This window comes from Bradyrhizobium sp. CCBAU 11357, from assembly GCF_028128865.1.
In the GTDB taxonomy this organism is placed as follows: domain Bacteria; phylum Pseudomonadota; class Alphaproteobacteria; order Rhizobiales; family Xanthobacteraceae; genus Bradyrhizobium.
The window spans coordinates 583388-607177 of the sequence record NZ_LBJW01000017.1; the positions used below are offsets into that span (position 1 = coordinate 583388).

Annotated in this window: 28 protein-coding genes; 14 read left to right on the forward strand and 14 right to left on the reverse strand. The window is 58.6% G+C overall.

All coding sequences use genetic code 11. The annotated features are described in order from the left end of the window. Nucleotides 1–1061: 1061 nt before the first annotated feature. The 4 genes from XI05_RS07850 to XI05_RS07865 form a co-directional block, all read right to left on the reverse strand. Nucleotides 1062–1214, reverse strand: coding sequence for a hypothetical protein (locus tag XI05_RS07850; protein ID WP_018640764.1), 153 nt, complete (start codon nucleotides 1212–1214; stop codon nucleotides 1062–1064). Between the two features lie 8 nt (nucleotides 1215–1222). Beyond that, nucleotides 1223–1441 (reverse strand): hypothetical protein, encoded by a 219-nt coding sequence (locus XI05_RS07855; protein ID WP_271500163.1) that lies wholly within the window; start codon nucleotides 1439–1441, stop codon nucleotides 1223–1225. Between the two features lie 231 nt (nucleotides 1442–1672). After that, nucleotides 1673–1873 carry a hypothetical protein gene (locus tag XI05_RS07860; protein ID WP_081494502.1) on the reverse strand — a complete coding sequence of 67 codons (201 nt, stop codon included), beginning with the start codon at nucleotides 1871–1873 and terminating at the stop codon, nucleotides 1673–1675. A 17-nt stretch (nucleotides 1874–1890) separates the two neighbouring features. Beyond that, entirely contained in the window at nucleotides 1891–2079 is a 189-nt protein-coding gene (locus tag XI05_RS07865) for a hypothetical protein (protein WP_081494503.1), read from the reverse strand. Between the two features lie 849 nt (nucleotides 2080–2928). Here XI05_RS07865 and XI05_RS07870 point away from each other — a divergent pair. The 7 genes from XI05_RS07870 to XI05_RS07900 all read left to right on the forward strand — a co-directional run bounded on the left by XI05_RS07870 (nucleotide 2929) and on the right by XI05_RS07900 (nucleotide 11802). Beyond that, on the forward strand, nucleotides 2929–3330 hold the full coding sequence (locus XI05_RS07870) for a hypothetical protein (RefSeq protein ID WP_240538099.1): 402 nt from the start codon (nucleotides 2929–2931) through the stop codon (nucleotides 3328–3330). Between the two features lie 685 nt (nucleotides 3331–4015). Further along, nucleotides 4016–4255, forward strand: a complete 240-nt coding sequence (locus XI05_RS07875; RefSeq protein WP_036003717.1) for a hypothetical protein — start codon at nucleotides 4016–4018, stop codon at nucleotides 4253–4255. 1940 nt (nucleotides 4256–6195) lie between these two features. Then, nucleotides 6196–6387: a CsbD family protein gene (locus tag XI05_RS07880; protein ID WP_271500166.1), complete on the forward strand. Its 192-nt coding sequence runs from the start codon at nucleotides 6196–6198 to the stop codon at nucleotides 6385–6387. A 2037-nt stretch (nucleotides 6388–8424) separates the two neighbouring features. Then, nucleotides 8425–8844: a CopG family transcriptional regulator gene (locus XI05_RS07885; RefSeq protein WP_014493169.1), complete on the forward strand. Its 420-nt coding sequence runs from the start codon at nucleotides 8425–8427 to the stop codon at nucleotides 8842–8844. Nucleotides 8845–8847: 3 nt separating this feature from the next. Then, nucleotides 8848–10038 (forward strand): extracellular catalytic domain type 1 short-chain-length polyhydroxyalkanoate depolymerase, encoded by a 1191-nt coding sequence (locus XI05_RS07890; protein WP_014493170.1) that lies wholly within the window; start codon nucleotides 8848–8850, stop codon nucleotides 10036–10038. Between the two features lie 149 nt (nucleotides 10039–10187). Continuing rightward, nucleotides 10188–10700: a Phasin protein gene (locus tag XI05_RS07895; protein ID WP_271500169.1), complete on the forward strand. Its 513-nt coding sequence runs from the start codon at nucleotides 10188–10190 to the stop codon at nucleotides 10698–10700. A 712-nt stretch (nucleotides 10701–11412) separates the two neighbouring features. Further along, nucleotides 11413–11802: a helix-turn-helix domain-containing protein gene (locus tag XI05_RS07900; RefSeq protein WP_442869241.1), complete on the forward strand. Its 390-nt coding sequence runs from the start codon at nucleotides 11413–11415 to the stop codon at nucleotides 11800–11802. On the opposite strand, the gene XI05_RS39675 is transcribed toward XI05_RS07900, so the two are convergent. The 5 genes from XI05_RS39675 to XI05_RS07925 form a co-directional block, all read right to left on the reverse strand. After that, complete coding sequence (locus XI05_RS39675) at nucleotides 11787–12032, reverse strand: DUF2958 domain-containing protein (protein WP_141697813.1); 246 nt, start codon at nucleotides 12030–12032, stop codon at nucleotides 11787–11789. The two genes, XI05_RS07900 and XI05_RS39675, sit on opposite strands and share 16 nt — an antisense overlap. A 173-nt stretch (nucleotides 12033–12205) precedes the next feature. Further along, nucleotides 12206–12376: a hypothetical protein gene (locus XI05_RS07910; RefSeq protein ID WP_157785228.1), complete on the reverse strand. Its 171-nt coding sequence runs from the start codon at nucleotides 12374–12376 to the stop codon at nucleotides 12206–12208. A 166-nt stretch (nucleotides 12377–12542) separates the two neighbouring features. Continuing rightward, nucleotides 12543–12716: a hypothetical protein gene (locus tag XI05_RS07915; RefSeq protein ID WP_157785227.1), complete on the reverse strand. Its 174-nt coding sequence runs from the start codon at nucleotides 12714–12716 to the stop codon at nucleotides 12543–12545. Nucleotides 12717–12912: 196 nt separating this feature from the next. After that, the gene (locus XI05_RS07920) at nucleotides 12913–13284 is read right to left on the reverse strand and encodes a hypothetical protein (RefSeq protein ID WP_231088645.1); all 372 of its coding nucleotides are present in this window, start codon (nucleotides 13282–13284) and stop codon (nucleotides 12913–12915) included. A gap of 249 nt (nucleotides 13285–13533) precedes the next feature. Further along, nucleotides 13534–13776 carry a hypothetical protein gene (locus XI05_RS07925; RefSeq protein ID WP_271500173.1) on the reverse strand — a complete coding sequence of 81 codons (243 nt, stop codon included), beginning with the start codon at nucleotides 13774–13776 and terminating at the stop codon, nucleotides 13534–13536. Between the two features lie 900 nt (nucleotides 13777–14676). Here XI05_RS07925 and XI05_RS07930 point away from each other — a divergent pair. The 4 genes from XI05_RS07930 (at nucleotide 14677) to XI05_RS07950 (ending at nucleotide 17787) form a co-directional block, all read left to right on the forward strand. Further along, nucleotides 14677–14913, forward strand: a complete 237-nt coding sequence (locus tag XI05_RS07930) for a DUF6894 family protein (protein ID WP_018642489.1) — start codon at nucleotides 14677–14679, stop codon at nucleotides 14911–14913. A gap of 465 nt (nucleotides 14914–15378) precedes the next feature. After that, on the forward strand, nucleotides 15379–16416 hold the full coding sequence (locus XI05_RS07935) for a sensor histidine kinase (RefSeq protein WP_018642490.1): 1038 nt from the start codon (nucleotides 15379–15381) through the stop codon (nucleotides 16414–16416). Between the two features lie 318 nt (nucleotides 16417–16734). Continuing rightward, entirely contained in the window at nucleotides 16735–17073 is a 339-nt protein-coding gene (locus XI05_RS07940) for a response regulator (protein WP_018642491.1), read from the forward strand. A 504-nt stretch (nucleotides 17074–17577) separates the two neighbouring features. Then, nucleotides 17578–17787, forward strand: coding sequence for a hypothetical protein (locus XI05_RS07950; RefSeq protein WP_018642493.1), 210 nt, complete (start codon nucleotides 17578–17580; stop codon nucleotides 17785–17787). Between the two features lie 55 nt (nucleotides 17788–17842). Here the strand turns inward: XI05_RS07950 and XI05_RS07955 are convergent, their stop codons facing one another. The 3 genes from XI05_RS07955 to XI05_RS07965 all read right to left on the reverse strand — a co-directional run bounded on the left by XI05_RS07955 (nucleotide 17843) and on the right by XI05_RS07965 (nucleotide 19593). Further along, complete coding sequence (locus tag XI05_RS07955) at nucleotides 17843–17986, reverse strand: hypothetical protein (protein ID WP_157785226.1); 144 nt, start codon at nucleotides 17984–17986, stop codon at nucleotides 17843–17845. 85 nt (nucleotides 17987–18071) lie between these two features. After that, on the reverse strand, nucleotides 18072–18410 hold the full coding sequence (locus XI05_RS07960) for a hypothetical protein (RefSeq protein WP_036003762.1): 339 nt from the start codon (nucleotides 18408–18410) through the stop codon (nucleotides 18072–18074). Nucleotides 18411–18852: 442 nt separating this feature from the next. After that, entirely contained in the window at nucleotides 18853–19593 is a 741-nt protein-coding gene (locus XI05_RS07965; RefSeq protein ID WP_271500178.1) for a Crp/Fnr family transcriptional regulator, read from the reverse strand. Between the two features lie 210 nt (nucleotides 19594–19803). Here XI05_RS07965 and XI05_RS07970 point away from each other — a divergent pair, with 210 nt between their 5' ends. Next, a complete protein-coding gene (locus tag XI05_RS07970; RefSeq protein WP_271500181.1) occupies nucleotides 19804–20055 on the forward strand; it encodes a DUF6894 family protein in 252 nt (83 codons plus the stop codon). Nucleotides 20056–20354: 299 nt separating this feature from the next. Beyond that, nucleotides 20355–21515, forward strand: coding sequence for an acyl-CoA desaturase (locus XI05_RS07975; protein ID WP_271500185.1), 1161 nt, complete (start codon nucleotides 20355–20357; stop codon nucleotides 21513–21515). Between the two features lie 126 nt (nucleotides 21516–21641). Here the strand turns inward: XI05_RS07975 and XI05_RS07980 are convergent, their stop codons facing one another. Together XI05_RS07980 and XI05_RS07985 are read right to left on the reverse strand one after the other, a co-directional pair. After that, complete coding sequence (locus XI05_RS07980; RefSeq protein ID WP_081494506.1) at nucleotides 21642–21866, reverse strand: hypothetical protein; 225 nt, start codon at nucleotides 21864–21866, stop codon at nucleotides 21642–21644. Between the two features lie 363 nt (nucleotides 21867–22229). After that, nucleotides 22230–22469 carry a hypothetical protein gene (locus tag XI05_RS07985; RefSeq protein WP_271500188.1) on the reverse strand — a complete coding sequence of 80 codons (240 nt, stop codon included), beginning with the start codon at nucleotides 22467–22469 and terminating at the stop codon, nucleotides 22230–22232. A 174-nt stretch (nucleotides 22470–22643) separates the two neighbouring features. Here XI05_RS07985 and XI05_RS07990 point away from each other — a divergent pair, with 174 nt between their 5' ends. Continuing rightward, nucleotides 22644–23681, forward strand: coding sequence for an alpha/beta fold hydrolase (locus XI05_RS07990; RefSeq protein WP_018642501.1), 1038 nt, complete (start codon nucleotides 22644–22646; stop codon nucleotides 23679–23681). Nucleotides 23682–23790 lie beyond the last annotated feature (109 nt).

Sequence of the window (23790 nt, forward strand, 5' to 3'; positions counted from 1 at the left end):
GAGATTGAGATGATGGTTCGGTATTTGAACGACCCTTGCCGACCGACCGATGACAGACTCCTGCAAAGCAGCCCTCCCGAGCCGCAGGATCCCGGCCCCATCCGTGAGCCTTGTTCCCTTCGTTTTCGGCATTCGACGCGGTCAAGAAAAAGCCGTTCGGTCTTTTGAATGTCGCAGATGCCAACAGCCGTGTTTGGGATGACGAAATAGCGTGACCGAAAAGCAGCCCGTCCAAAGCCTTCGCCGGCGAGCGGCATGGAGGAAGCTCGACAGGCCGCGCAAGAGTGTGCCGACGATCCCGGGCTACATGACGAGCTTCGGCGAAGATGAGCTAAAAGCCGATCCAGTTGGCGGCTCTATTTGCTAGCCCGATGTTGTCCCAGCTCGAACCTGGCGAGAGCGGCTAGTGCTAGTGCGCCACTGTCAGGATCATAGCGGACCTCATACAAGGGAGTTACGCCCTAGCTTGGGGCGATTACGAGGAAATATCAGACCGGCGAGAACTATATCGCAGTCCAAATGGCGACGCTTGGTTCATCGGGGCGCGAGCCGACTAGCGGTCATGCTTTTATTATTCATCAGCCCAATGCCCCTTCTGGTGGCCGCCTTTCTCACATTGAATTGGGCGAGCTCTTGCGTGACGGAAATGGAGCCGAACAGCAAGCGTTGCCGCGACTGATCGGAACACTGGTCGAGGTACCGCTGTTTGCCCAGGTCCGGAAGTGCTCCCCAAGGCTAGCAACAGACCCGCCGTTACTCAGTTCGCTAAGTTTGAACGCAGCTAGTCCCGGGACTCGGCGTTCCGAATAATCTCACCATTCAGCCATTCTTGCTCATCGGCCAAAGTCCTTCATGCGGATTCTATGCGCTTGTACCCGTGGAAAGTTGGATCCTCGGCAGCGCGCTCGGCAATTCTCTGCATTTTGGAATGCTGCGATTGCTTCATGCTGTCCTCCGTTAGGATGGACATGGGATTGGCCCGGCTCCCGATCAATGCAGTCCGGCCTGACAATTCTCCACCTAACGGGCCGTAAATCGGCCCAGCTAAAAGCAACGCGACGCTAGGTACGGAAGAAAACGAACCAGACAACGGCCATAGCGAGCACCGCGACACTTACGCTGATGAGAAGCAGCAAGAGGATCGAGGGCCCGGGTTCGGCTTGACGCGCTTCCATGGGTGTTTCGATAATGATGCCGTGCTTTTTCTTCACCATGATTGCACCTAAATTTTGGTTGCTAAGTCGGCGCGGTCAAATACCGGGACAATCTCAACATCCTCCGGCAAGGCACCCGATGGCGTGTCTTCCGCAGCATGGCGCAACGCTTCGGTGCTTGCATCCAATCCATCGGTAGTTTCGTTCGCGCCGCTACCAGCGTCGTGACGACGTGACGGGACTTGCTGGCCCGCATCGGCTTCTGTGTTGGGTATCTTGGTGGACATAAGATATCCTTTCGTTTTGGATACCAAGCTGTCCCAACGACTATGGTTCCTACCCTGGCTGAGCGCCAAGCAAGCGCAGGCGTCTTTGTGCACACGGGAGGTTACGCACAAAGTTGGGTACAATTACGTCTCATGTCACTGTGTTGTGCGCTGCCAGCGCACGATGAAAGTCAGGTTGGGCTACCGCCGACGAAGCAATTCCTTATTGGCAGCAAGCGCGGATTGTGCGCGTCATGAGTGCGAGTGTAGCGCGGATGAATTTGGTCTGCCTACCGGCGGAATCTCCCCGTCGAGCCACTGCTGTTCCTCAGCGAGCGCGCGCCAAGCCGCCTCCATGCGTTGATAGCGGCGCGCGGCGGGGGCCGTCTGAGCCTGCTCCGCGAGCTGCGCGCAGTTCTCGGCGCACTCAAGGTATTCGCGGGTACGATACATGATACTGCTACTCTCGACTAATGGGTGTTGCTCTCCTGCCATTTCTCCAGATCGATGTCCGGCCGGTCAGGAGGGAGTTGATCCTTCTCAGGATTGCCCTTCCACGGTTCATTTGTCTGCTTGTGATGGGGGGCGTCAGTCTGCTGCCGCGGATCATCCAGCGGCGTCTCGCGCGGGTCTTCGTCTTGTGGGCGTATATTTTCCATGATGGGTAACGGAAGCGGCTGGCGATCCGTTCCTACGGTGCATAACAACAAAAAGCTCCCAAAATGCGCTTAGGGGGCATGCAGCGCATAACCCTATCGCCTTCATTCTTGCCAGCGTGGTTCTCGCCCCCCTTGTCGGGAAGGGTGGCGCGAATGCGAAGCACCATAGCGCCGAGCAGTCCACCACAATGGGAGGGCGAAGTAGTCCGCCATCCACACTAGCCCGGCACTTCATCGGTGCTACGTTTAATGAGTATGTGTTCAATGTGGGCACAGATCCATGTCGGTGCGTGGGCTGGTCACCGAAGAGCCAATCTGCGCTCAGGCATCGAAAGCTGCGGCGGAGCTATGCCGACCATCTGGCGCGCCGTTAAGCGGCTGGTTCTCAATGGCATCGATCCGGAGCATCCCCAGAACCGTGAACGTAATGGTGTTATCGAGTTATCCTGTTGAGAGTTGCCTAAGCCGCACCGCGTAACTTGGCTTGCTGTTGCATTAAAATGACGAGAGCTCCGCATGAACGCTGATCGTCACTACGCCGTCGCCTCTATCTTGTTTGATTACGTAGAAAGCCCATCCTTGAAGCACCTGCGTGAGCCGCATAGCGTTCACAAGGTATCGCGCGAGATTGTGAAAGCGCTGGATGGAGCAAGCTCCGTGTGGAAGAAGTGGGAGAGTCGGCGAGAAGAGGTCGCACAGGCAGCGGCTCCATCTGGATACCCGTCGAGGACCTCCAGGCGTTTCTGAATACGTTACCCGGCCTGCCGTTGACGAAAACGGATGTGGAGCAGCGTCTGCGCGCTATTTGGGAAGAGCCACATACAAGTTATCCCAAGGACGAACTCAGAAATGGCTGTGTCGCATTGTGTCAGTCAGACAAGGGAAACGGCACCGAGATGCGCGCGATCATTGGAGCGTTGCAGGAGCGCATCGAGCGCGAGGAAGACAGGCTTAGAAACGGAGCAGGAGCAAAGCTATCGGCGCTGGAGAGAGGAAGAGCGAATAAGGCTGGAACAGCGGTTTCTGTTGGGCGCGGATTGTGCGTGGACCAGAATCGAGAAATCAGAAGCATTCTATTGTCGCCGCAACGGTCGTGCGTTCCGCATCGCGCAGGGCAAAGACAAGCGTTGGACCCTGTGTCGGGTTGAAGAAATTGACGACGAGGGCGAGTTGCTCGGCACTTATCAAGGTCGCGGTGATGCGAACAAGGCACTGAAGAAGATTGCTTACGCTCCCCAGCCGCAAAGGTAAGCCCCCTGAAGAGAGTTCACCAAAGCGGAGTCGGTCGAGGTTTGCTAAAGAAAGTATGAAAAGCTTATCGTTTTCTGCCGACGTTGATCGAGGGCGCGCTTCTGCCAACCCAGCAGATAAGTATGGTGAAAGGTTATCGAGTCAGCCTGTCGAGAGTTACGTGCCGCCACATCAAAACCAGAGTTGGCGTGCTGGAGGACGGGGTCGTCACAGTCAGTAAAAAGGAGGCGGGCCAGGGGTCGGTGATTTCACTACTTCTTGCCAACGTCTACCTATACTACGTGTTCGATCTGTGGGCCGAGCGCTGGCGACGGCACGAGGCCACGGGTGGGGTGATGATTGTGCGGTATGCTGGTTTCGCGCACGAGGTAGGACGACGCGCGGCGCTTCTGGGACGCGATGCGCAAGCGGTTCGAGGAGTTTGCGCTGTCGTTACAGCTGGAGAAGACTCGACCGCGACCGTCAGCACCACTTTGTGCCCCAAAGCACGCATATTTCGCGGAATGTGGTAGCGTATTCCGCCCTGAGCCCTTCTATTGCAATCTCGACTCCGCTCCGAGGCGTCCGCCGCCCAAAATGTTGAGATAAACCAGAACAGCGGCGTTGTTGTGTATCCTTTATCGGCTTTCTTTTTAACTCCCTTCGCCAGTTGGTTTGCGATTGTTTCTCCGAGGTGGGGATCAAAATGCCGAACGCCTTGTTCTGCTTCACACCGATGTTCGTCGCCGCGCTTTCTGCCAGGGTCCAAAATTTCCGTCACTTCGATATCAATTATTTCGCCCGCGTTTTGAATTTGTTCGTCATTCCGTCTTTCCATCTGCTTGACCATCCGAACGAGCTGCGCAGTGCGCCGCTTAGTAAACTCAGCAATGGGAATCGCGTCGAGCAGAAAGCCCGCGTTGCTTTTGTTAAAGAGAGTGGATGACTTAACGAGAGGTGCGAGCGGCCACTTTGGATACGAATTCCTGGGGAGTCTGCCACGAGGTTAGAGCTTCGTGCTCTGCGCTCAGTTCGGCATCGGAAGGCTCGCGGTCAGCGCCGTCCGTCATGCGATTGCTCCATTGGGGTTGTCCCGAATGCGTAATTGAAAGCTTGCTCCGTACCCAGGTTGTCGTTGACGAGGCCACGGACTTTTCGCCCATACAAACTTGCGTGCATGGCCGCGCTATGCGACGATTCCTGGAAATATGAAGCGCATATCGGAAAGGAAGCGGTCGAAGGTCGAATCGTCGTCGGTCAGCATGCGGATGGCTTTTCGGAGGGCCAAGTTGGCATCTCCACGGGCAACGATACGCCGTCTGCGCGATGGCTATATGGATGTCTGCGTCTGTACGCCGCGCGGGCGCGTTCTGCAGTCGGATGAACTGGATGAACTCGAACCGCAACAGGAGATTGACGGCATGGCGAAGGGATAGCAACGCGGCAATCGCGAAGCCAAGAAGCCGAAGAAAGAAAGACTAAGGTGGTAGAAGACTAAGCGCATGAGAACGGACCTGCATCAGCGGCCCGATTTCATTTCGGGCTCGATTTCCAAAGCGCATGAGAGCGGCGCAGCGCGTCCCGGGTGATGTCCCGCCAGGGACGTCGCATCGGCACCTAGATGGGAGTAACAGATCGTCGTCGCACATGGCTACCGACCGTGGGCTGGGACCCCGTCTGTCAACCACCGGCGCCTATGACTGAGCCTTGGCCGGTGGTGGGGCAACCGCAGGAGATGAGGTCGTTTGGCCCTGAGAACAAAAACGCCGCCCCCTTAAATAAAGCGCAGGCGGCGGCTTACCAAGCCCGGGAGGGAGACTGTAAAATCCCGATATAGGTTGGTCTCTTTGTGGGGTGCAGAAGTTCATCACGCGAACGAGAGCCAAGTTTAAGGTGGCGCCTGTAGTCCCGGCGAGGTCAACCACCTGTTGATCTCTCCTGCAACATCGATCTGCCTGGCCTTTCGCAAGAGCTCTGCGCGGCGAACGCCAACGGGCAACTCCTTGACCTGTAGACTAGGCGGAGATTGATCGCCTCCTGTGCGAGGCGATATTCGAGTGTCGATGATTGGTGTGAGGGCCGTCGAGCCGCCATGTTTGATGCTCCGCTGCGGGTCAAGCGGGAGCGCAACTTGCGATCACATCACCGTAATTGCTAAGGGCCGCGCGATGGCGGACAGTGCGCCTTTCGGTGCTGGATAGCGAGCACTTGTTTCGGCTCCCGCTAGGAACTATTCGAGTTTCTGCCGCGGCCGACTGCCGTCATGCGGTGATCGCTTCCGCGCGCGGGCTGGTGTTCGCGACCTATGTCAGGCTCTTAAGGCCAGACGCCGCCAACTGAGGCGGCCTCTCTGCGCTAGTAGTCTATGTCGGAGCGCGCAGACCTGGTGAATCCAGCCACTTATTGACGATAACCGAGTTATCGATCCGGTTGGCCATCCGTAGAAGCTCGTCGCGTCGAACGCCATGAGGCATACCCTCAGCCTGCTTGCGCAAGTCAATTGCCTCGTCCTCTAAGCGGTATTGAAATATCGATGATTGCTTGAACATGGGTGCTCGCTGTTCGGTTAGGCGGGAGCGCAATTGGCGTTCTCAGCACCGATAGAAGCCATGAGCCGGACGGTGATAGGCGTTGTTAACACTTGTGGCAGACCAGGTCTGAGCAATTTTGACCATCCGCTTGGGCGCACTCGGCGACCGGCCGGCGCGTCCCATAAGAGCACGAGTCGGTTAGAACGGCCCGCAGGTGACGAGAGTTTCGTGGTGGCTTGTCTTGCCTTCAATATGCCGAGGCGTCCGACGCCGGCGGCCTTAAGCGGGCCTCCGCAGGCGGAACCACTGCGCAACGCTTTCGTTGTGTACACTTCCAACAGCAAACGACACGATCATGGACCGCGAACATGTGAAGGGCCTTGCCGACAAGGCAAAAGGCGCCATCAAAGAAGGTGCCGGTAAACTTATCGGCGACAAGGACGTGGAAGCCGAAGGCAAGATCGACAAGGCGACGGGATCTGCCCACAACACGGCGGGAGATGTGAAGGATGCAGAGCGGGACGCCGCTGACGCCCTCAAGAAATAAGCAGAAGAGAAGACAAAACTAGCCGCCTCCGGGCGGCCTTCTCTTTTCTGGTGGGCAGACGGCTTCTTGGATCTTTGTTCCGAAATGGCGCGAGGCTTGGAAAGGCCCGTCCTCGCCCCGACTCTCAATTTTCGTGTGCGCCGGCCGTTCGCTGCTCTTCCTTACTGAGGTTTTCAGCCACCAAGCGTGAGGGAGCGTTTGCATCCTATAGGAACAGCTAGTCAATGCTTGCGTTGGCCGCCACGAACTCTGCTCAGGAAGATTCGAATGCGGAGAGAGCGTTGGATTGGTGATCGGCGCTTTGGCGTCAATTACTTTGATGGCACGCATCTGCACGCAGATCCTTTCAAACGCCTCGATTGACCTGCAAGGTGTGCCGATATCCGATCCGTCTCTGCTTATGGTCTCGGAGAACAGCCCGTATATGTGAGTGCTAGGCCGCTCTAACGCTGCTGGTACGCCCTAAGCGTACGGTGGCACGTTCACTAGCGTACCTATCAGGCGCAGAAGGGCCTGGTGCTCGGGTCCTTTCGGCTCACTTCGCAAGAAATCGCCGAGTTCAATGTGTGTCAGTCGGCCGCCAGAAGGCGCATTTGGCTGATGAATGATGAAAGCATGTCCATTGGCCGGCTCGCGTCCCAGAAACCAAGCGTCGCCGTTGGTACTACGATATAGCTCACGTCGTTCGCTCATCTGACGCTCCTTGTGGGCTAAAGCTTCAAAGTTCATCTGGCCGGTTTCCCCGCTCGCAGATCGCGGCGGCGGAGAAACGCCTGCGTATCAGCTAAGCCCGACTCCTCTGCTTACCTCGCGGGCTTCTCCTGGCGCGAGTCCAACAGTCAGGCCGAGCGCTGCAGCTTGCTCCAGGGCGGTGCCCCCGCGATCGATTAGTTTGGCGGTCCATCCCTCCGGGATGGCATCCAAGACGAGCTGAACGGCCTCTTCTTCCGTACCGGCTGCTAACCAAAACCGGCACTCGCCATCGTCAGTAGTGACCTGCAGAAGATGCGCTTCCATGCATGTGAACAGCCAAAGCCATACTTGGTTGCTATCCCCCTACTCGCGCCGCACGTCCTAGGGCGGCTCTGCCTACGTGAGCCACGGTGGCGGCTTCCAGGGATCGAGCCCAGGAAGCACCGCGGCGGCATTAACGAGACGTTCGACAAGGTCCGCGCCGGCTTCGAGGCGGCATGGCAGAGGTGGCTGGCAACGCGGTCCGAGATCGATTACGAGGCTTGGCGCAGCTAGCGCGACTGGACCGCCTGGAAGAACTGCATGCACAGGCTGGCTCTGCCGTTGCCGACTCAACGGCCGGACGGGAACGCCCGCTGCTTTTGCGGTGAGATGGTCACCATCCGCACTCTGGATGGCCTGCTGAGGCCGCGCTGAGGAACCGGCAAAAGAGGTTCGTGATCGATGGCGAGGCCGTGATCCTGAGTTTGCCGCCCTTGGCTCCGGAATGACGCCTAGTTGGTTCTCCAACCGTACAGGTCGGCCCAGAGCGGTTCGGACTTGTCGAGGAAATCGGTGAAAGCGGCGCTCTCGAGAACTTCAATCTCGCGGGGCTCGTTGTTGTGAAGTTGTGCTGGTAGCTGAGCCGGCCACTGACCACTGCGAAGCGGACAGCGAGCTCGCCGAGAAACGCTTGTTGCCCTGGCGTAAGGCGGGGCCCACGCTGATGCAGCATCAAAGCCGGTCACTTCAGCGAACGTGGGCAGCCGGCCATCCGGCGACACGGGAAGCGGAAGGTGAGCGACATTGAGCATGTCACTCAGAAGGTTAAGGGTGCTTTCTATTTTGGTTTGCCCGCGACGTGGGAGCACGACGAACCTGTTTCTGTTTTTTTAAACGAACTGGGCCATCGGGCTTGCGAAGACAGGGGAGGCGAGTTTCGCCAGAATTTGTCTGACGCTCCACGAGACGGTCCGCCTGCGCGAGCTCCTGGTTTATTGGATGGCTCCACCCCTTGAAAGGCGCCCGGGAGCATCTAGATACACCCACACACCATCCAGACGGATGGTGCAGGGATGTTTCACTATGGCCGGAAATGCACACGAGCTGCGACCCAAGGCCCCCGACACCGAGAAGATCACGATCAACCTTGGCTATGTCGACCTCGGTCATGTCGATCTCATGGTGCAGGAAGGGTTCTATTCGAACAGGACCGATTTCATCCGGACAGCAATCCGGAACCAGCTCGAGCGACACGTAGAGGTCGTCAGACAATCCACGGCCCGGAAGAACTTGGACCTCGGGCTGCGCAACTACACACGCGAGGATCTCGAAGCGGCGCGGCGCGCCGGCGAAATGCTGCAGATCAATGTTTTGGGCTTAGCCACCATCGCCCAGGACGTCACTCCCGAGTTGGCGCGCGCCACGATCGCGTCGGTTTCGGTGCTGGGGGCCCTACACGCCACTCCCGCGGTCAAGGCCGCTCTCGCCGACAGAACGAGGTGAACGATGCTGAATCAAGACATAGTCCGCGAAGCAACCCGCCTCACGCGTGCCGGCCAACTGGTCGAAGCCACCGCGCTGCTGCAGCGCATGCTCCAGGGCGATCGCGCTCCAAGACCGGAGTCGCGCAGCGCCTCTCAGGCTCCGCTCTCGCGGCTCGATCCGCTTACCATCGACGCCATGGCCGACGTCGTCGAGGAGCGAGAAGCTCCGCAGGCCTCGTCGGCCCGCTCTGGTCAGGGACGCAGACGCTCCTTACCGCTCGACGGAATGCGGGATTTTTCCGGGCTTGGCCTGCGAAGTCCGATTACGCGCGCTCCTCTGTCGCCATCGGACATCGTGCCCGAGGGCACACGGTTTATCGCCGGTACCTTCAGTAACGCCGCGGGAAGCCGGACCTACAAGCTGTTCATCCCGAGCCGCTGCCAGGGACAACGGCTTCCCCTGATCGTCATGCTTCATGGCTGCACCCAGTCGCCCGACGATTTCGCGGCCGGCACCCGGATGAACTTCCTGGCGGAAGAGCAGAATTGCTTCGTGGCCTATCCTGAGCAGCCGAGCGGAGCCAACCAGTCGAAGTGCTGGAACTGGTTTCGCACCGGTGACCAGCGCCGCGGTGAGGGCGAGCCTTCGATGATCGCCGGCATTACCCGCCAGATCATGCGCGACCATCCGATCGATCCGAAGCGCGTATACGTCGCGGGTCTCTCTGCCGGTGGGGCCGCCGCTGCCATCATGGGCGCCACGTATAGCGACCTATACGCGGCCGTCGGCATTCATTCAGGCCTGGCGTGTGGGGCCGCCAGCGACCTTCCCTCCGCGTTCGTCGCCATGCGGCAGGGAGGCGGCTCCAAGGCAATTGCGGACGGCAAAACTTCTGTGCCGACCATCGTTTTCCATGGCGATCGCGACACAACGGTGCATCCAAAGAATGGCGATCAGATTATCGAGCAGGCCGCCAGGGCAACGAGGCCGACGATGAGGGTGCTGCGCGGACGCGTACCCCACGGCCATGCCTATACTCGCACCGTCCTGATCGACGGGGCCGGTCGGGCGACTTCCGAACACTGGAACATCGATGGCGCCGGACACGCATGGTCAGGCGGCAGCCCCGCCGGGTCTTACACTGATCCGCAAGGGCCGGATGCCACGAGGGAAATGCTGCGCTTCTTCCTCGAGCATTCGCTCGGTGGGTAGTCTGGCTTCTCGGGGCGGCTCAGAGAACGTGCGATTTATCTTAGTTCATGCGACCAACAGTGCACGGGCTTGGAACGCCACGTCACAGAGCCTGTTGTCCTTTCGGAAATGACCGTTGTGGTCGCACCCCCATTTTCTTGGAGCGTCAGATGAGCAAACGCAAAGCGGCGACAGCGGCAAAGCGCGCCCGCAACCCGAAAATGGCCGCGCGGGCCCAACGGAACAAGCAGGCCATTGTTAGAAGCCCGAAAGACAATTCACTTCACTCTGCTGCGGCAGACTCGGTCGAACCGCCTCCTGAGCTTCATGATGATCCTAAACACCAGGTTCCCATCATTGAGCCTGAGGCGGATGCCTTAGTAGGTGACCGCAGCCAGAGAATGACGGATAGCGATCCAACGAAAGGCTTTGCTCTACCGACAGCAAACATGCAGGCGTATCAAGCGAAGCTTCTTGAGATAGCCGGGGCCAATGCGCAATTCGCTTTTGAATTCAGCCTGAGACTTGCGACGATCAGGTCACCAACTGAATTTTTCGGCGTCATTACGGAGTTTACGAGCAGACGGGTCGATATGTTCGCGCGGCATTCGAAAGAACTGGCGGCATATCCGTTCTTGCGGATCAAGCCGCCCCGAGAAGTCACGGTTCTGCCGGGACGATAACTGCAAGCCTTACCCGCTGCGGCAAAGGATGGACGCAAACGCGGATCAAGCACGCAGGTCACGGTTGCTGCTTTCGGCTAGGGAGCGCGACTCACAACGAGGGAGCGGAATCAGCGCCGGCCATTTTGGTGCCGATCTTTGTCTTGACCGCAGTTTCTGCGTGAGGGGCCATCAAACCGCAGTCAGGGGCAAGTGCCTTGCCTTGCGACGCCGCGCTTCAGATGGGCCCATCAAATTGGAACACGCCAAGGATGTCGGGCTCGATTTGCTTCCCTGGCAACCCGCGATTTCTGCGCTGTACCCCAAGAGTTAGCGGACCGAGGCTGCTGGCGCGAGTTGAGGACCCTGCCATCTCCGGGACGCGGGTTCGGAATCAGGTTTGTTCGGAAGATCGGCGGAAGCTGGTGCAAGACGGCGCCTGCGGGTTTTTGCCAATACTTAGCAGGCGGTGCACGCCTACATCTGATCGCGTCGGCGCTCTCGCAGCCTCTGAAAAACCTTCCCGACATGGCGACGAACGTGTCAATGGCGTCGGCGACGCATCGCGGCGGCCGTCCGATATTCCGGATAACTCCGCCGGTGTGTTTTCTCGCTGAGCCGCCCCTCGAGAAAGGCGCGCGCATAGATGCCGGGCGAACTGTGGCCCTGAACCAGGATCAGATCGCCGCCATGGTTCTCCGAAGCTGCCAGGCGGTTCGAGCGCGACGCGCCCATCCTTGACGAGCAGACGACGTCTGTTCTGCTGGCTTATGCATGGCCGGGAAATGTGCGCGAGCTTCGCAATGCCGCCGACCGTTTCGTGTTGGGTGTGCTCGACGGCAAGACGATCAACAAATCCGGCCTTGGCGGCGCGGACGTCTCGTTGCCTCGCCAGCTCGAGAACATCGAACGATTGATCATCGAGGATGCATTGCGCCGCAAGCAGGGCGACGTCCAGACAACAGCTGCGCTGCTCGGCCTCCCCAAGCAGACCTTGTACGACAAGATCAAGCGTCTTGGGGTGAACGTCGACGGCATCAAGGAAGGTTCGAGTCTCCGCCGGGGATTGTGTTCGAGTACGGACGCCGGGATGACGTGCCGCCGACGTTACCCGCCAGCTTGAAGGCCGCGGGACAGACGCGGCGCCGGACCAGGAAACGCACTCCCTGAGATCCCCACGAACTGCCTCAGGCGACAGATCGAATAAGATAAGACGTAGCCGAGTTCCGGGCACCCCTGACCGAGGTCGCACAATCCGAAGAGGCGATCGGGCTCGTCTGGATCGACTTCAGTGATGAGCCACGTGGCTTGTGCGTCCCGTGCGAAAAATTTCGCCACTGGTACGTGGGTCACCGCCGTTGATTGCGTTCACCAAGAGTTGGACGCGGTCTGCCACCGTGCGGAGATCGACGTTGAACATCAAGCCGCTCCCAGTCAGAGCGTTTGGGTAAATCGACGATTGGATATGTCGCACAATTCATTGGTACAAAGGGCAAATTGGTCGGTCCGGTAAGTCATTGTTTTTGCTACTCTCGATCGGTCGCTCCCTCGGGGGCACCCCGTCGTCTGATCTCGTCCTCGATTTCTTCAAGAAAATCGAGGATCTCGGGAACGTCCATGTCCTCAAGCGCGTCGAGCTTATAACGCTCCACGATCGTCAGTTCAGCCTCTGAAAGAGGTCCGGCCCCATTTTGCATCACCGTCTCCCGGTTTATTGGACGAGCAGGCAGGCGAGACCGACTGATGACGTTCTCATCACCGATAAATGCCTAGGGCCTCGCGGTGACAGGTTTTTGTTAACACCTATGGCGGTACCGAATCTGAGCAAATTTGACCATCTCGCACGAAGCGAATTGGGACAGCCTAGCGCTCGTCCTTGGCGCTGTGATGAAGATTAAAAGCTCTGTCGTACTTGTCGCGGGCTTCGGTACCAACGCTGTATCGGCCAGGCCACCATGAATGTGGTGGATTGTAGTTGTCGTTCTCAGCGTCTGCCTTGGCTTTTTCCTCCAGCTTCTCGGGCGTCCAAAGCGACATTGATCTATCTTTACCCCACATCTTGGGCCTCACTAGTGACTTTACTGCGGCTTATGGCGCCGGCCGCAATTTGAACAAGGTGCCAATCGTCCAACAGCTTCCCGCCAGAATGCCGAATCCATCCCGCATGGTGTGGTCAAAGATGATCGCCCGATCGAGGGCGGCTGGCCCTATCTGTTGTCCTCCCGAATGGGAATCAGGTCTTGGCCGCCGTCTTGGCAATCTCCGTCTCGATGCCGGTGGCGCAAGCCTTGGCGAATGAGTAGTCCATGCTCGTGGACGCCACACTCTTCACGAATTCGCTGACGACGTTTTCTCTGGAATAAGGGCCGGTCGCCTTGAACTTCGCGAGAGCGCCGTCCGCGGCTGTAAACTGAGCGACACACAGCGGTACCAGAACGGACATCCGGCCACTGGTCTCCGCCGAGACCCGCATGACCCTGGCGGACTCCCCGGTGACCCAACCGCCCCAGGCAAATCCAATCGCCATGGTCGCCACCGCGCCGAAAGCAATTCCTTGAAGGAAGCGGGTCCGCGCCTCGCCTTGTAATATTGCAGGAAGCTTCATGATGGTTGCCTTTCGTGAGCGCATGAGGACGTGCACCGGCGCTGCTGACGCACGTTGGTAAAATCCAGTTTTATGATTGCGCCTTCCGATGGCACGTGAGCTGCTACTACGACGACGCGCGGCGACTTCGGAAGTCGCTGCTTCCTGGGCAGCTTCAAGGTGAGCATCTGCCAACCTCTAGCCAAACGTTATATCTTCAGATTGACCGTGTAAATGACGTTCCGCGCGACGAGCCTTCTTGGCTTTGCGCTAGTCAGACGAACTGCTTTGCCAGAGCGTCACGGCTACGACGCGGTGAGAGTAATTGGCGTGTCTGAACTCCTCATCCCAACGGATAAGATCGTACGCGACCTTGTGCGGCGTAAAGGCTCGGAAGTTGAAGCCAGCCGAGAGATGCCGCGCGGCGGCACCATCCAGGCCTTCCTTGGTGACGTCCGTCATACGGCGCCCTTCTGCAAATCCGCTTTCGCTGCTGAACGCGCTTCCGTTCAAGGCCAGCTCCTCGTTCGGACGACGCTGCGCTTCGTAGCAGGGAACAGCCAGTGAAATCGGGGTTCCCGAGCAAAAAATCGAGGTCTGTCCGCTCCTTGCGAGGCCGAGAAAGTTGTAGCTATTGCAGCTCGGGAGGCGCACGCTCTTTCGGGCAGAGATGATATCGATCGGTGCGGTGTGCCGTCGCAATGGTCCGGAAGGCGACCGCACTCCGTCGCTCTCTCGCCGTGTTTGAGAACGACGCAAGGAGCTGTGCGATGAGCAGGTGGTCGTGGCAGGGATCCACCGGAACCCTAAGCGGCCGGGTTCATTAGCTCGACACGGACAGAAAAATTGGCCAGATGCCCCGCCCTCGCAGGAGATGACTGGCTCCGGCTCACATGCAGCGGCATCGCCGTTATCACCCTCCAATCAAATGATGTCAGAGATGTCCAGGTCAAAAGCAGTTCTCCAGAAGTCACCAGCGGCGACAGCTGAGCAAGGCCGAACGGTTCGGCTGACGCGCGAGCTTCTCGACCAGGTTGATGCATGGGCGCTCAGCCAGAAGCAGAGGCCCAACCGGTCAGAAGCGATACAACTGCTGGTGAAGACGGCGCTCAAAGGGCTGCGTGATCGGCCTATGCGCGAAGCTCCGGATTCGAATCGTGAGAGCCCTCGGATCCGCGCAAAGGAGCTGGCCTCTGACGCAATTGACAGGCTGGGTGATGCGAATGCGACATCTGAAGACAGGGCAAGCCGGAAGGGCAGGTTAATGAAAGGCCCCGAAGAATTTCGCAACGTCCGGCGGGACAGATCGAACAGTTGAGGCTGATCGTGTGACAGAACGACAGGCCGCATCAATGTCCGAGTCTTTCAGCAATCCGACTGGGGCTAATATGTGATCATTTTCCGGAGCGCTCGATGAATCGGTATTTCTTTGACATCCAAAGTGGTCGCGATTTCTTTGCAGACCAGGAAGGTCTACCCCTTCCCAATCTGAAAGCCGCCGAAGTCAAAGCAATGCAAACCTTGACTGGAATCGCCAAGGAATCCGTCTTCCCAAGCAAGCGGCCGGATTTGGCGGTGGAAGTGCGCTCCAGCACCGAACAGCTGTTCTGCGTTTCGATAGTCTATCGGAATTCGAGCACCAAGCATTGAAGCCGGTTCCCATAGGCCAATATGGTGGTGCTAGCTTGCATCGGCTACAGACGCAGAGGTGCGCCGGGTCCTGCCCGCGACGTGAGTGGAACGATCGCTTTCCGATATCCCCGCGTCCTGCAGGGCAAGTGCAAAACGACCGTTGTACCGCAGGTTCCGGCCGCAAAGTCGCGCGGTTCTCCCCGCTGGCGGAGCCAGTTGTGACAGCTCGGGAGCCAGTGGCTATACTCTAGGCTCGGCGCTTCGGAAGGGCACGGCATTCGCGAGCAGCGGGCTTGTGCCTGCTCGATCTAGGGCTCGCGTCATCTACTTGGGGGCGGCTTTGAGTACTTGGGGGCGGCTTTGAGCAATTCCACTGAGCGGCCAAAGTACGAACGCCTGGCTGACTTCATTCGACGGAACCAGGCTCCGATCGTGAAAGAATGGACGGAGTTCGCTCGAACTCTGTCACCGGCCAGCGATCGAATGACGAAGTTGGCTCTGGAAGATCATATCTTCGATCTTCTTAGGTTTGTGGCGGACGACCTCGAAACCGCACAAACCCCGCGGGAGCGATTTGATAAATCGCGAGGCGACGGCCCGAAAGACAGCCCCTTTTCTCAAAGCGCGGCTGAGCTCCATGCCGCTCTGCGTCTGGCCGACGGCTTTAACATCGACCAGATGATCTCGGAATATCGGGCGCTTCGCGCAAGCGTCGTCAAGCAGTGGGTTGCTCATCATCGAAGCCTTGCGGACACCGATATTGAGGACTTGACGCGGTTCAATGAAGCGATCGATCAGGCCGTGACGGAGTCGGTGGCCCACTATACCAAGACGATAAATGACTCGCGCAACCTGTTTCTGGGCGTCCTCGGCCACGACCTGCGCAATCCTCTCGGCGCCGTTTCAATGGGCGCTCAGTGGATGGAGCGATCGGGGACAACCGACGCGAAGCAGGCCAAGGTTGTTTCGGAGATCAAGCTGGCCGCAGGGCGGGCGACGCGAATTCTGAACGATCTGCTCGATCTCACACGCTCGTCCTTCGGCACTCAAATCCCCGTTACAAAGACCGAGAACGACGTTGCGGCTCTGTGCCAGGAAATCGCAGATGAGTTTCGCGCCGTCAACGCAGATCGAAAACTTCAGGTCGCGACGAAGGGCGATCCGTTGGTTTCCTGCGACCGCGCCCGCCTGGGACAGGTGCTGTCCAATCTGATGGGCAACGCGGTCCATTATGGCGACGTAGCGACGCCCATCACAGTGACCGTCGCAGGTAACGATCCCGATGCTGTGACCATCAACGTGCACAATCTCGGCTCCTCAATCCCGCTTGAAGCGCAAAAATCAATCTTCCAATCCTGGACGCGAGGCCACGATGACGGAAGTCCGCCGGAGCACAGTACCCACCTCGGCCTCGGCCTCTACATCGCAAAATTGATCGTCGAAGCCCATGGCGGCGAGATCTCTGTGGCATCCAACGAAGAAACAGGCACGTGCTTTTCGATCCGACTGCCTCGCAGGTGACGGTCATGCTCTGAGTGGAAGGGGCGGCGTCGACGCGCTCACCCTGCGGCGATGGGCAGGCAGGGTCGCCAGACGCACATTGCCGACGGGGCGACTTCCACGCTCATTCGGCGGAAGTGGCGGCGCCTCATGGTGAACCCTCGGAAACCGTCAGCCGCATTGTCGATGCAAAGATTGCTCAGAAACAATCGGCCATTCGGAACGTCGGCTGCTGCCATCGCTTAAAGCCGTGACTGCGGATGTCCCGACCGGGTGGCGTCTCCTGCATTAGAAAGGGCTGATATGCCAGAGCAAAGCTCTCCTCGCGGCAGTTGCGTCTTGATCGTCGAGGACGAACCGATGCTCCTCTTGATGGCAAGCGACATCGTCGAGGACGCGGGACTGCATCCGATTCTCGCCGGCAACGCGGATGAAGCCATCAGGATACTTGAGGCCCGAAAGGATGTCTGCGTTGTCTTCACAGACGTCAGGATGCCGGGTTCGATGGATGGCGTTCGGCTCGCCGTAGCGGTCCGCGAAAGATGGCCACCGATCAAGCTGCTGATCGTCTCGGGGCATCTCGTCAAGGATTCCGATCTGCCCAAGGGGACGAGATTCTTCAGCAAGCCGTACCCGTCAGAGGCCATCATCTCAACGCTTCGAGAGCTTGCGGCCTGAGCGTGAAGAGCATTTCTAGCCCATTGCGACGGGGTACGGGCGGTCTTTGTCTTCAATGATCCGACGACCAAAGGCTTTCGGGTTTGGTGCTGGAGTCGCGCATTCTTGCAGGGTGACGGTGTCCCTGTCGCCTTCACGGCCTGATCAATACTGACCAGCGTGTCGGACGGCGAACTGATACGCTTTATCTGTCACCGCGCGGCCCTCGGCATCTGTCGGTGATGAGAACGCTGTCGCGCTCCCGCCTTCTTCCCTGGGAAAAGGAGCACGCTATGCAGCGACGCCGTCTGAAGCAAACCACCTCCTTTGAAGAACGCCTTGCCGAGCATGGGCGAGCCCTTCGTCAAAAGGCAAAGTCGCTTCCGCCAGGTATCGAGCGGGACCAAACAATCCGCAAAGCTCGGCAGGCGGAGACCGGGGCCCAAATCAGCGAATGGCTGTCCACACCGGGATTACCGGCTCCAGAATGAAGGAACGGGAGGTCGTCCGGGGCGTTCCTCCCGCATGACCGAGCCACTTCCAGTTCTCATTGAAAACTCGCTTCAGATAGCCTGGGACTTCCTGGACCGCTCAGGTGGGATCGCCGATCCTCAGCAGGCGGCCGAGATCCTACTTCAAAGTATCAAAACGCAAATTCTCAAGGGAGAGAGCCGCACCCTGATGCTTTCGAATCGGGCCATCGCTGCGTTCGAGCAGCATCAGAAAGCAGCATGATGTTGCGCGCGGATCCTGCTGGCAGGCCCCGCGCGCCGGCTCACGATCATGGCGTTCAGTCCCGGTCGTTCGCCTCTTCCTTGATCACGGGCGGTGTGTGGCCGAGCTCAATCTTTTGAGCCAGTTGCGCCCGCTCCTTGTCTGCCGGCTGATCTTCTCCGCGTACGCGCATGATGCCGTGGTCTGATGTCTTGGTCATGGTGACCTCCTGCCGGACCAAGCCCGGCTTAACCACAACGTTCCAAATACGGAGAATGCCCCGCCGCCGCGGGCGAGCGGTCGCGTCATTCCGGTTGCTTCGCCACAATTGGCCGCGGCCTCGTTCTGAAACGTCGCCTGAGCCGCTTCCATTTCATCTCGATCCAACGCAACATGGCGAGGAGAGGTTTTTGCAGGATCGGCATGTCCTGCGCGATGAGAAGAAGTCCAAGGGGGAGCATCCAGAGGCCGAAGAGGGGCAAGAAGCTGAAGATGCCCCCGAGAATGAGTACCCCCGCAACGATGATCCGGATCCAGAGTTTGGATGGCTCCCGCAGCCAGCGAATGAAGGTCCCGACTTTCGTGGGCACTGAACGCTCGATCAATGTGAAGTATCTGTTCAGCCCTACTGTGACGGAGGCCATGCCAAATCCGATTCGCGTGAGTGTTAAAGAACCGCATCGCAAAATGCTGCTCGGAACTAAACCGACTGGGGGCGAAGTGTTCCCTTGGGATCGGATTTCTCGATTGCGGCAGCCAAGCGACTTCACAAGAGATGCGCCCATCAAACAAAAGCCACTCGGGCGTTACACCGAACGGCTTTTCTTCGCGGCTCCCAGTCTCCTGGTTCTGCCACCCAACTCAAGCCGCCTCCTCACCCCTTTGTTCCCTCGGGCGTCCGGCTGTCAGCTATAATCGGTGGCGCAGATGAGACGAACGATGACTCTCCGGCTGCCGCATTCTTCAATGAGTGCAGAATTCCAACCTGCCCTAGAGCTGTCTCTGGGGTGGCAGATGGTTCGAAGAAGTTCCTGGGCGACCCTCTGTTCATCCGTCCGCGCCGCCGTTTGACGAAGGGGCGTAACGCTACGTGGCCGTCTTCGGCAGGTGGAGATATCCCGCGTCGAAGTCTCCAACTTCCTGGAGCCGGGGCCAATCAAGCACGGTCAAGTGCCTGCTTTCGAGGTTGATTAAACCCAGCTTGCGCAGCTCGTGGAGCACGCGGTTCACGTGAACAATTGAGAGGCCCATGGCATCGGAAAGCTCTTCCTGCGTGATCGGCAGTTCACATGAGTAATCTTCCACAAGACCCATGGCTCGCGCACGGACGATATACTCGCACATAAAATGCGCTGCCCGGCCTAGCGCCTGCCGTCGTCCGATATTGGTGATCCATTCGCGGAACATCGCCGCATAGATAAGTGTTTCACGCCAGAGGGCCGCCGCGACGCGGGCTTGGCGTTCGCACAGGCGCTGCAGATCCTCGTGCTGAATGAAGCCGACCTTGCAAGCCGTGATCGTTCCGATGCTGATGTCCAGCGTCTGCAAGTGCAGGCTCTGAAGGTCCGGCATGTCGCCCGTGATGTGGAATGCGAGGATCTGGCGCTTGCCCTCGCCTGTCATTTTGAAGGCGCAAGCCACGCCATCGTCAATGACGAAAGATCGGCTCGGGCGATCCCCCTCGCGTACGATGTCCTGATGGGCCTCGATCACCCTCTGATCGATCGGGAGCGCCAGTATCGCCTTCCGCTCTTCGTCAGAAAGCGGAAAGACAGTTTCCAGCTTGCGGATCAGCGGGTGAGTATTCCTCGCATTGATCGCAGACACGTGAATGAGCTTTCGATTTGCGGTTCCCAAGCTTTAGCACTGTGATGCCACTGAGTCTGTGCCTTTTTGCGCCCAAGGTCCGGGTTCCGTGAGCCGCGTTTCTTAGGAACCGAGCGGCATGATGCGTATTGTCGCCTATCTGCCGGGACCGTCGGGCGATCCGGGGACTGAGAGATGCCACGCGCTCCCCGCCAAAATGAAGGAGCGCCCATGCCGCGCTACCATTTTCACATTCTGGACGGCAAGGCTGGTCTCGATCACCACGGCACCGAGCTTGCCGACCTCGATGCCGCAAAGGAAGAGGCCGTAAAGCTGGCGGGTGAAGTCCTCCGAGAGTCGAAGCCGGGCGACATATGGGAAATCAAGTCCTGGAAGCTTCTCGTCAATGGCTATCCCTCGCCCGAGGCGGGCCGCACCTATTTTACGTTGGCTCTGTCCGCGGCGGACGATGTGTCTACTTGACCCGGCCGGGGGCTGCCAGTTGGCCGGTCCGCTCGATGTGCCTTTGACATGGTCTCATGTGCGGCGAGCGGTCCGACCAACTGATCGGAATTGCAAGCGGAAGTGCGGGCTCTTCCTCGCCACCGCCACTTTGCAGATGCTGCTTTGACCACGGACGTACCGGCAGGACCTATGGCTTCGCAAGCCGCGACACGTTTTCCTGCCGCGCGGTTGTTTTCGTGCCCAAAGAAAATGCCGCCACAGCGCGCGAGCCGTCCTAACGGGACGGGCCCCCACGCCAAACCGCCGAGGTCGTCAGAGTGTCTACCCATACTCATACGGATCAGGAACACGACATCATCTACCCGCAGGTCCTCCCGTTTCTGCTGATCCACGCCGGTTGCCTCATGGCGACATGGTCGGGCGTCTCGTGGCCAGCGGTTGCGCTTTGCGTCGTCCTATACTGGTTACGCATGTTCGCGATCACTGCTGGGTATCACCGGTACTTCTCGCATCGGGCCTACTCGACGAGCCGGGCGTTTCAATTCACTCTCGCGTTCCTCGCCCAAAGCAGCTCCCAGAAAAGCGTCCTTTGGTGGGCTGCGAAACATCGACATCACCATCTTTACTCCGATACGGAGAAAGACGTGCATTCGCCAAGCCAAAATGGCTTCGTTTACAGCCACGTCAGCTGGATTTTCGATCGGCAGCACGATGCGACCGATTTGACGAAGATTTCGGACTTCGCGTCGTATCCCGAGTTGATGTGGCTGCACAAATTCGAGCTTTTGCCTGCGATCGTGACGGCAGGTCTTTGCTTCCTCATTGCGGGATGGTCAGGACTCGTGGTCGGATTCTTCTGGAGCACCGTGCTCCTGTATCATGCAACGTTCTGCATCAACTCCCTTGCACATGTTCACGGGCGAAAGAGATATGTTACGGGCGATAACTCCCGCAACAATTGGCTTCTGGCTCTGTTTACGATGGGCGAGGGGTGGCACAACAATCATCACGCCTACCAAAGCAGCGCCAAGCAAGGCTTTCACTGGTGGGAGATCGACGTAACCTATTATATTCTGGTGGCCTTATCCTGGCTCGGCATCGTCTGGAACTTGAAGACGCCGCCGGAGCAGGTTCTCCGCAACGAGCAACGCTTGGGATCTCGTGTCATCAGGCGGACAGCCGAGCAACTTGTGCGTCGATTCAATCCCGAGGGCATCGCACTGGCGATCAGATCATCAGTCCATCAGACCGACTTGTTCCCGAGGGACGTTGTCTTGAAGGGGCACCCTCGCGTGGACATGCATCTGCCCCACATGCCGACTCGCGGCCAATTGCTGGCGGAGGCCCGCGTGATGTTCGCGAAGACGACTTTCTTGGATGATATCGTCGATCGCGCTCACGAACTCCTGTTCGCTTCGGTCACTTCCTACTTGGCCGTTCCGCCTCTCGTAGCCGTCAAAAATCCAGATCTTGAATGAGAACGTAGGATTGTGCGCGGGCGACCGCATGTAAGACCAATGCGAACTGGCAAAAATCCGGCACGCGAGCTCTTTCCTCACAGAGGCTGTTTCGCTCCTGATGAGGACCGGCGGAGCGTTGACTTCTCAGCCCAAGAAGGTTCGCACCTTTGTCACGGCGTCGTAAATTTCGATCTTGAGCTTCGGGTAAGTCGATTTAAGTGTGCGGCCCGACGATTCCGCAGCTTCCGCTGTGTCAAACCTCGACTTGAAATGCCCGTCGACAATGACCACAAATCCGTCCGCTGGCGGTCTGTCGGCACGTGGCGCCTTCGGCTCGGGCTCGTCAACTGAGTGAACTGGTTTTTTCATCGGAACTCCCATTGAATCGCAGAAGCGTGGCAAGCGGCTCCCTGAGACCGACGGCATGCCGCAAAAGAACACTTATGCAGGCATTAGGACTGGCAGCCGAGTTGCGTCTCAGAGTCAGACAGCAGACAGAGGGCACAAGCTTTGCCGCCGCCAGGCTCTGACAGGAACGACTCTCCCGTCCTGAGGTTGTCGTATTGGTTTGTGGCGCGATAACTGACCCCTCAGCTCGCGCCATCCACCCGGGATGGCTCATCGTGGGACGCGCGTCTTGCGATGAGTCGATTCTCGGAAGGGTATCTCAGTTGGTCCTCAGGTTCTTTCCGCGGCGCTTCGAAGAAGGCTAAGTCGCGGGCGTTGTCGGGCCTATTCGGCGGGCTTCTCTTTGCGCGGAGACGGGAGCGTTCGATTTTCGTCAGTCTGCTCCGCGTCACCGGGCTTTTTCCCCGCCATATTTCCCGGATTGTAGTGATACTTACCTTCCGGATTTTCGCCGGGCTGCTTCTCATCCGGGCTTCTGTTGTTGTTTGCCATTGATCCAGTCGCTTTCTTGGCAAGAGTAACAAGGTTGAACAAGACCAACGTCGACATGTTCCACGCGATCATTTCTTGCCCCCAGCGCGCTGGGCCGATCAATTGGAGTGACTTGAACCGGCGACAGCGACAACGATGCGCTTCAAGGTACGTTTGGAACGAAGACTTGGCACCGACGGTTAACGATAGCCTGCAACATCTCTCAATCTCCCTGAGGCATCGTGCAGACCACCAGAGGTACTGCACATGGAACTCCCGCGAACACGCTCGCCCTCGCTCCAGTCTGACTACACCACTCCCTTGCGGCGACATCCTGCGCTTGCGGCCTTTGCAGGGGCAGCTTCCCTCCTCGGGGCCATGGCGATCGTAAATGGGCGAGTCGCCAAGAAAGCGGAGCGCGATAACCCGCCTCGCGGGCAGTTCTTGGAGATCGATGGCGTCCGACTGCACTACGTGGAACGCGGCAACGGCCGTCCGCTTGTGCTCCTGCACGGCAACGGCAGCATGATCCAGGATTTTGAATCCAGCGGCTTGATCGACCTGGCGGCCAACCGGTTTCGGGTGATCGTATTCGATCGCCCCGGATTCGGACACAGCTCGCGGCCGCGGAACGTGATATGGACCCCGGAAGCCCAGGCCGATCTGTTCAGAAAGGCGCTTGATCGGCTGAGCGTTCAGCGGGCGATCGTGCTTGGACATTCATGGGGTGCGGCGGTCGCTCTTGCGCTGGCAACAAGACATCCGTCATTTGTCGAAGCTTTGGTGCTCGCATCAGGCTACTATTTTCCAACCGTCCGTGCTGATGCGGCGGCATCTTCGATGTCTTCGATGCGCGGGATGGGCGATGCGCTCAGTCACACGATCTCGCCGATCGTCAGCCGCCTTTTGTGGCCTTCCATGTTGCGAAAAATGTTCGGTCCGCGGCCAGTCCCTGACAAGTTCGTCGGCTTCCCCAAGGAGTTGGCGTTGCGACCGTCACAGATGCGTGCCAGCGCGGCGGAGGCAACGTTGATGATCCCCGCTGCATTCGAGTCGTCGAAGAGCTACGACCAACTCAAGATGCCCACCATCATCATCGCCGGCGATGAGGATCGCCTCATCGATATCAACAAGCAATCGGTCAGACTTCACGGCGAAATCACTCACAGCAAGCTGCACCGCGTCGCTGGGGCAGGGCACATGATCCAACAGTCTGCCACGGCTCGGTTGATGGCGGCCATCGATGAAGCCGCTGCTGCGACCGACATTGGCGGGAATGCACCGCACCGGTTCGCGAGCGCCTAGGAACGCTCCGGCGGGGCCACGTGTTCTCATTCTTCAGTTGGCGAAGAGGCCCGCCGCGGCCGAACCGTCCAGCCGGACCGACTGCTTATCCGGCTAGAGGCTCCTGCAG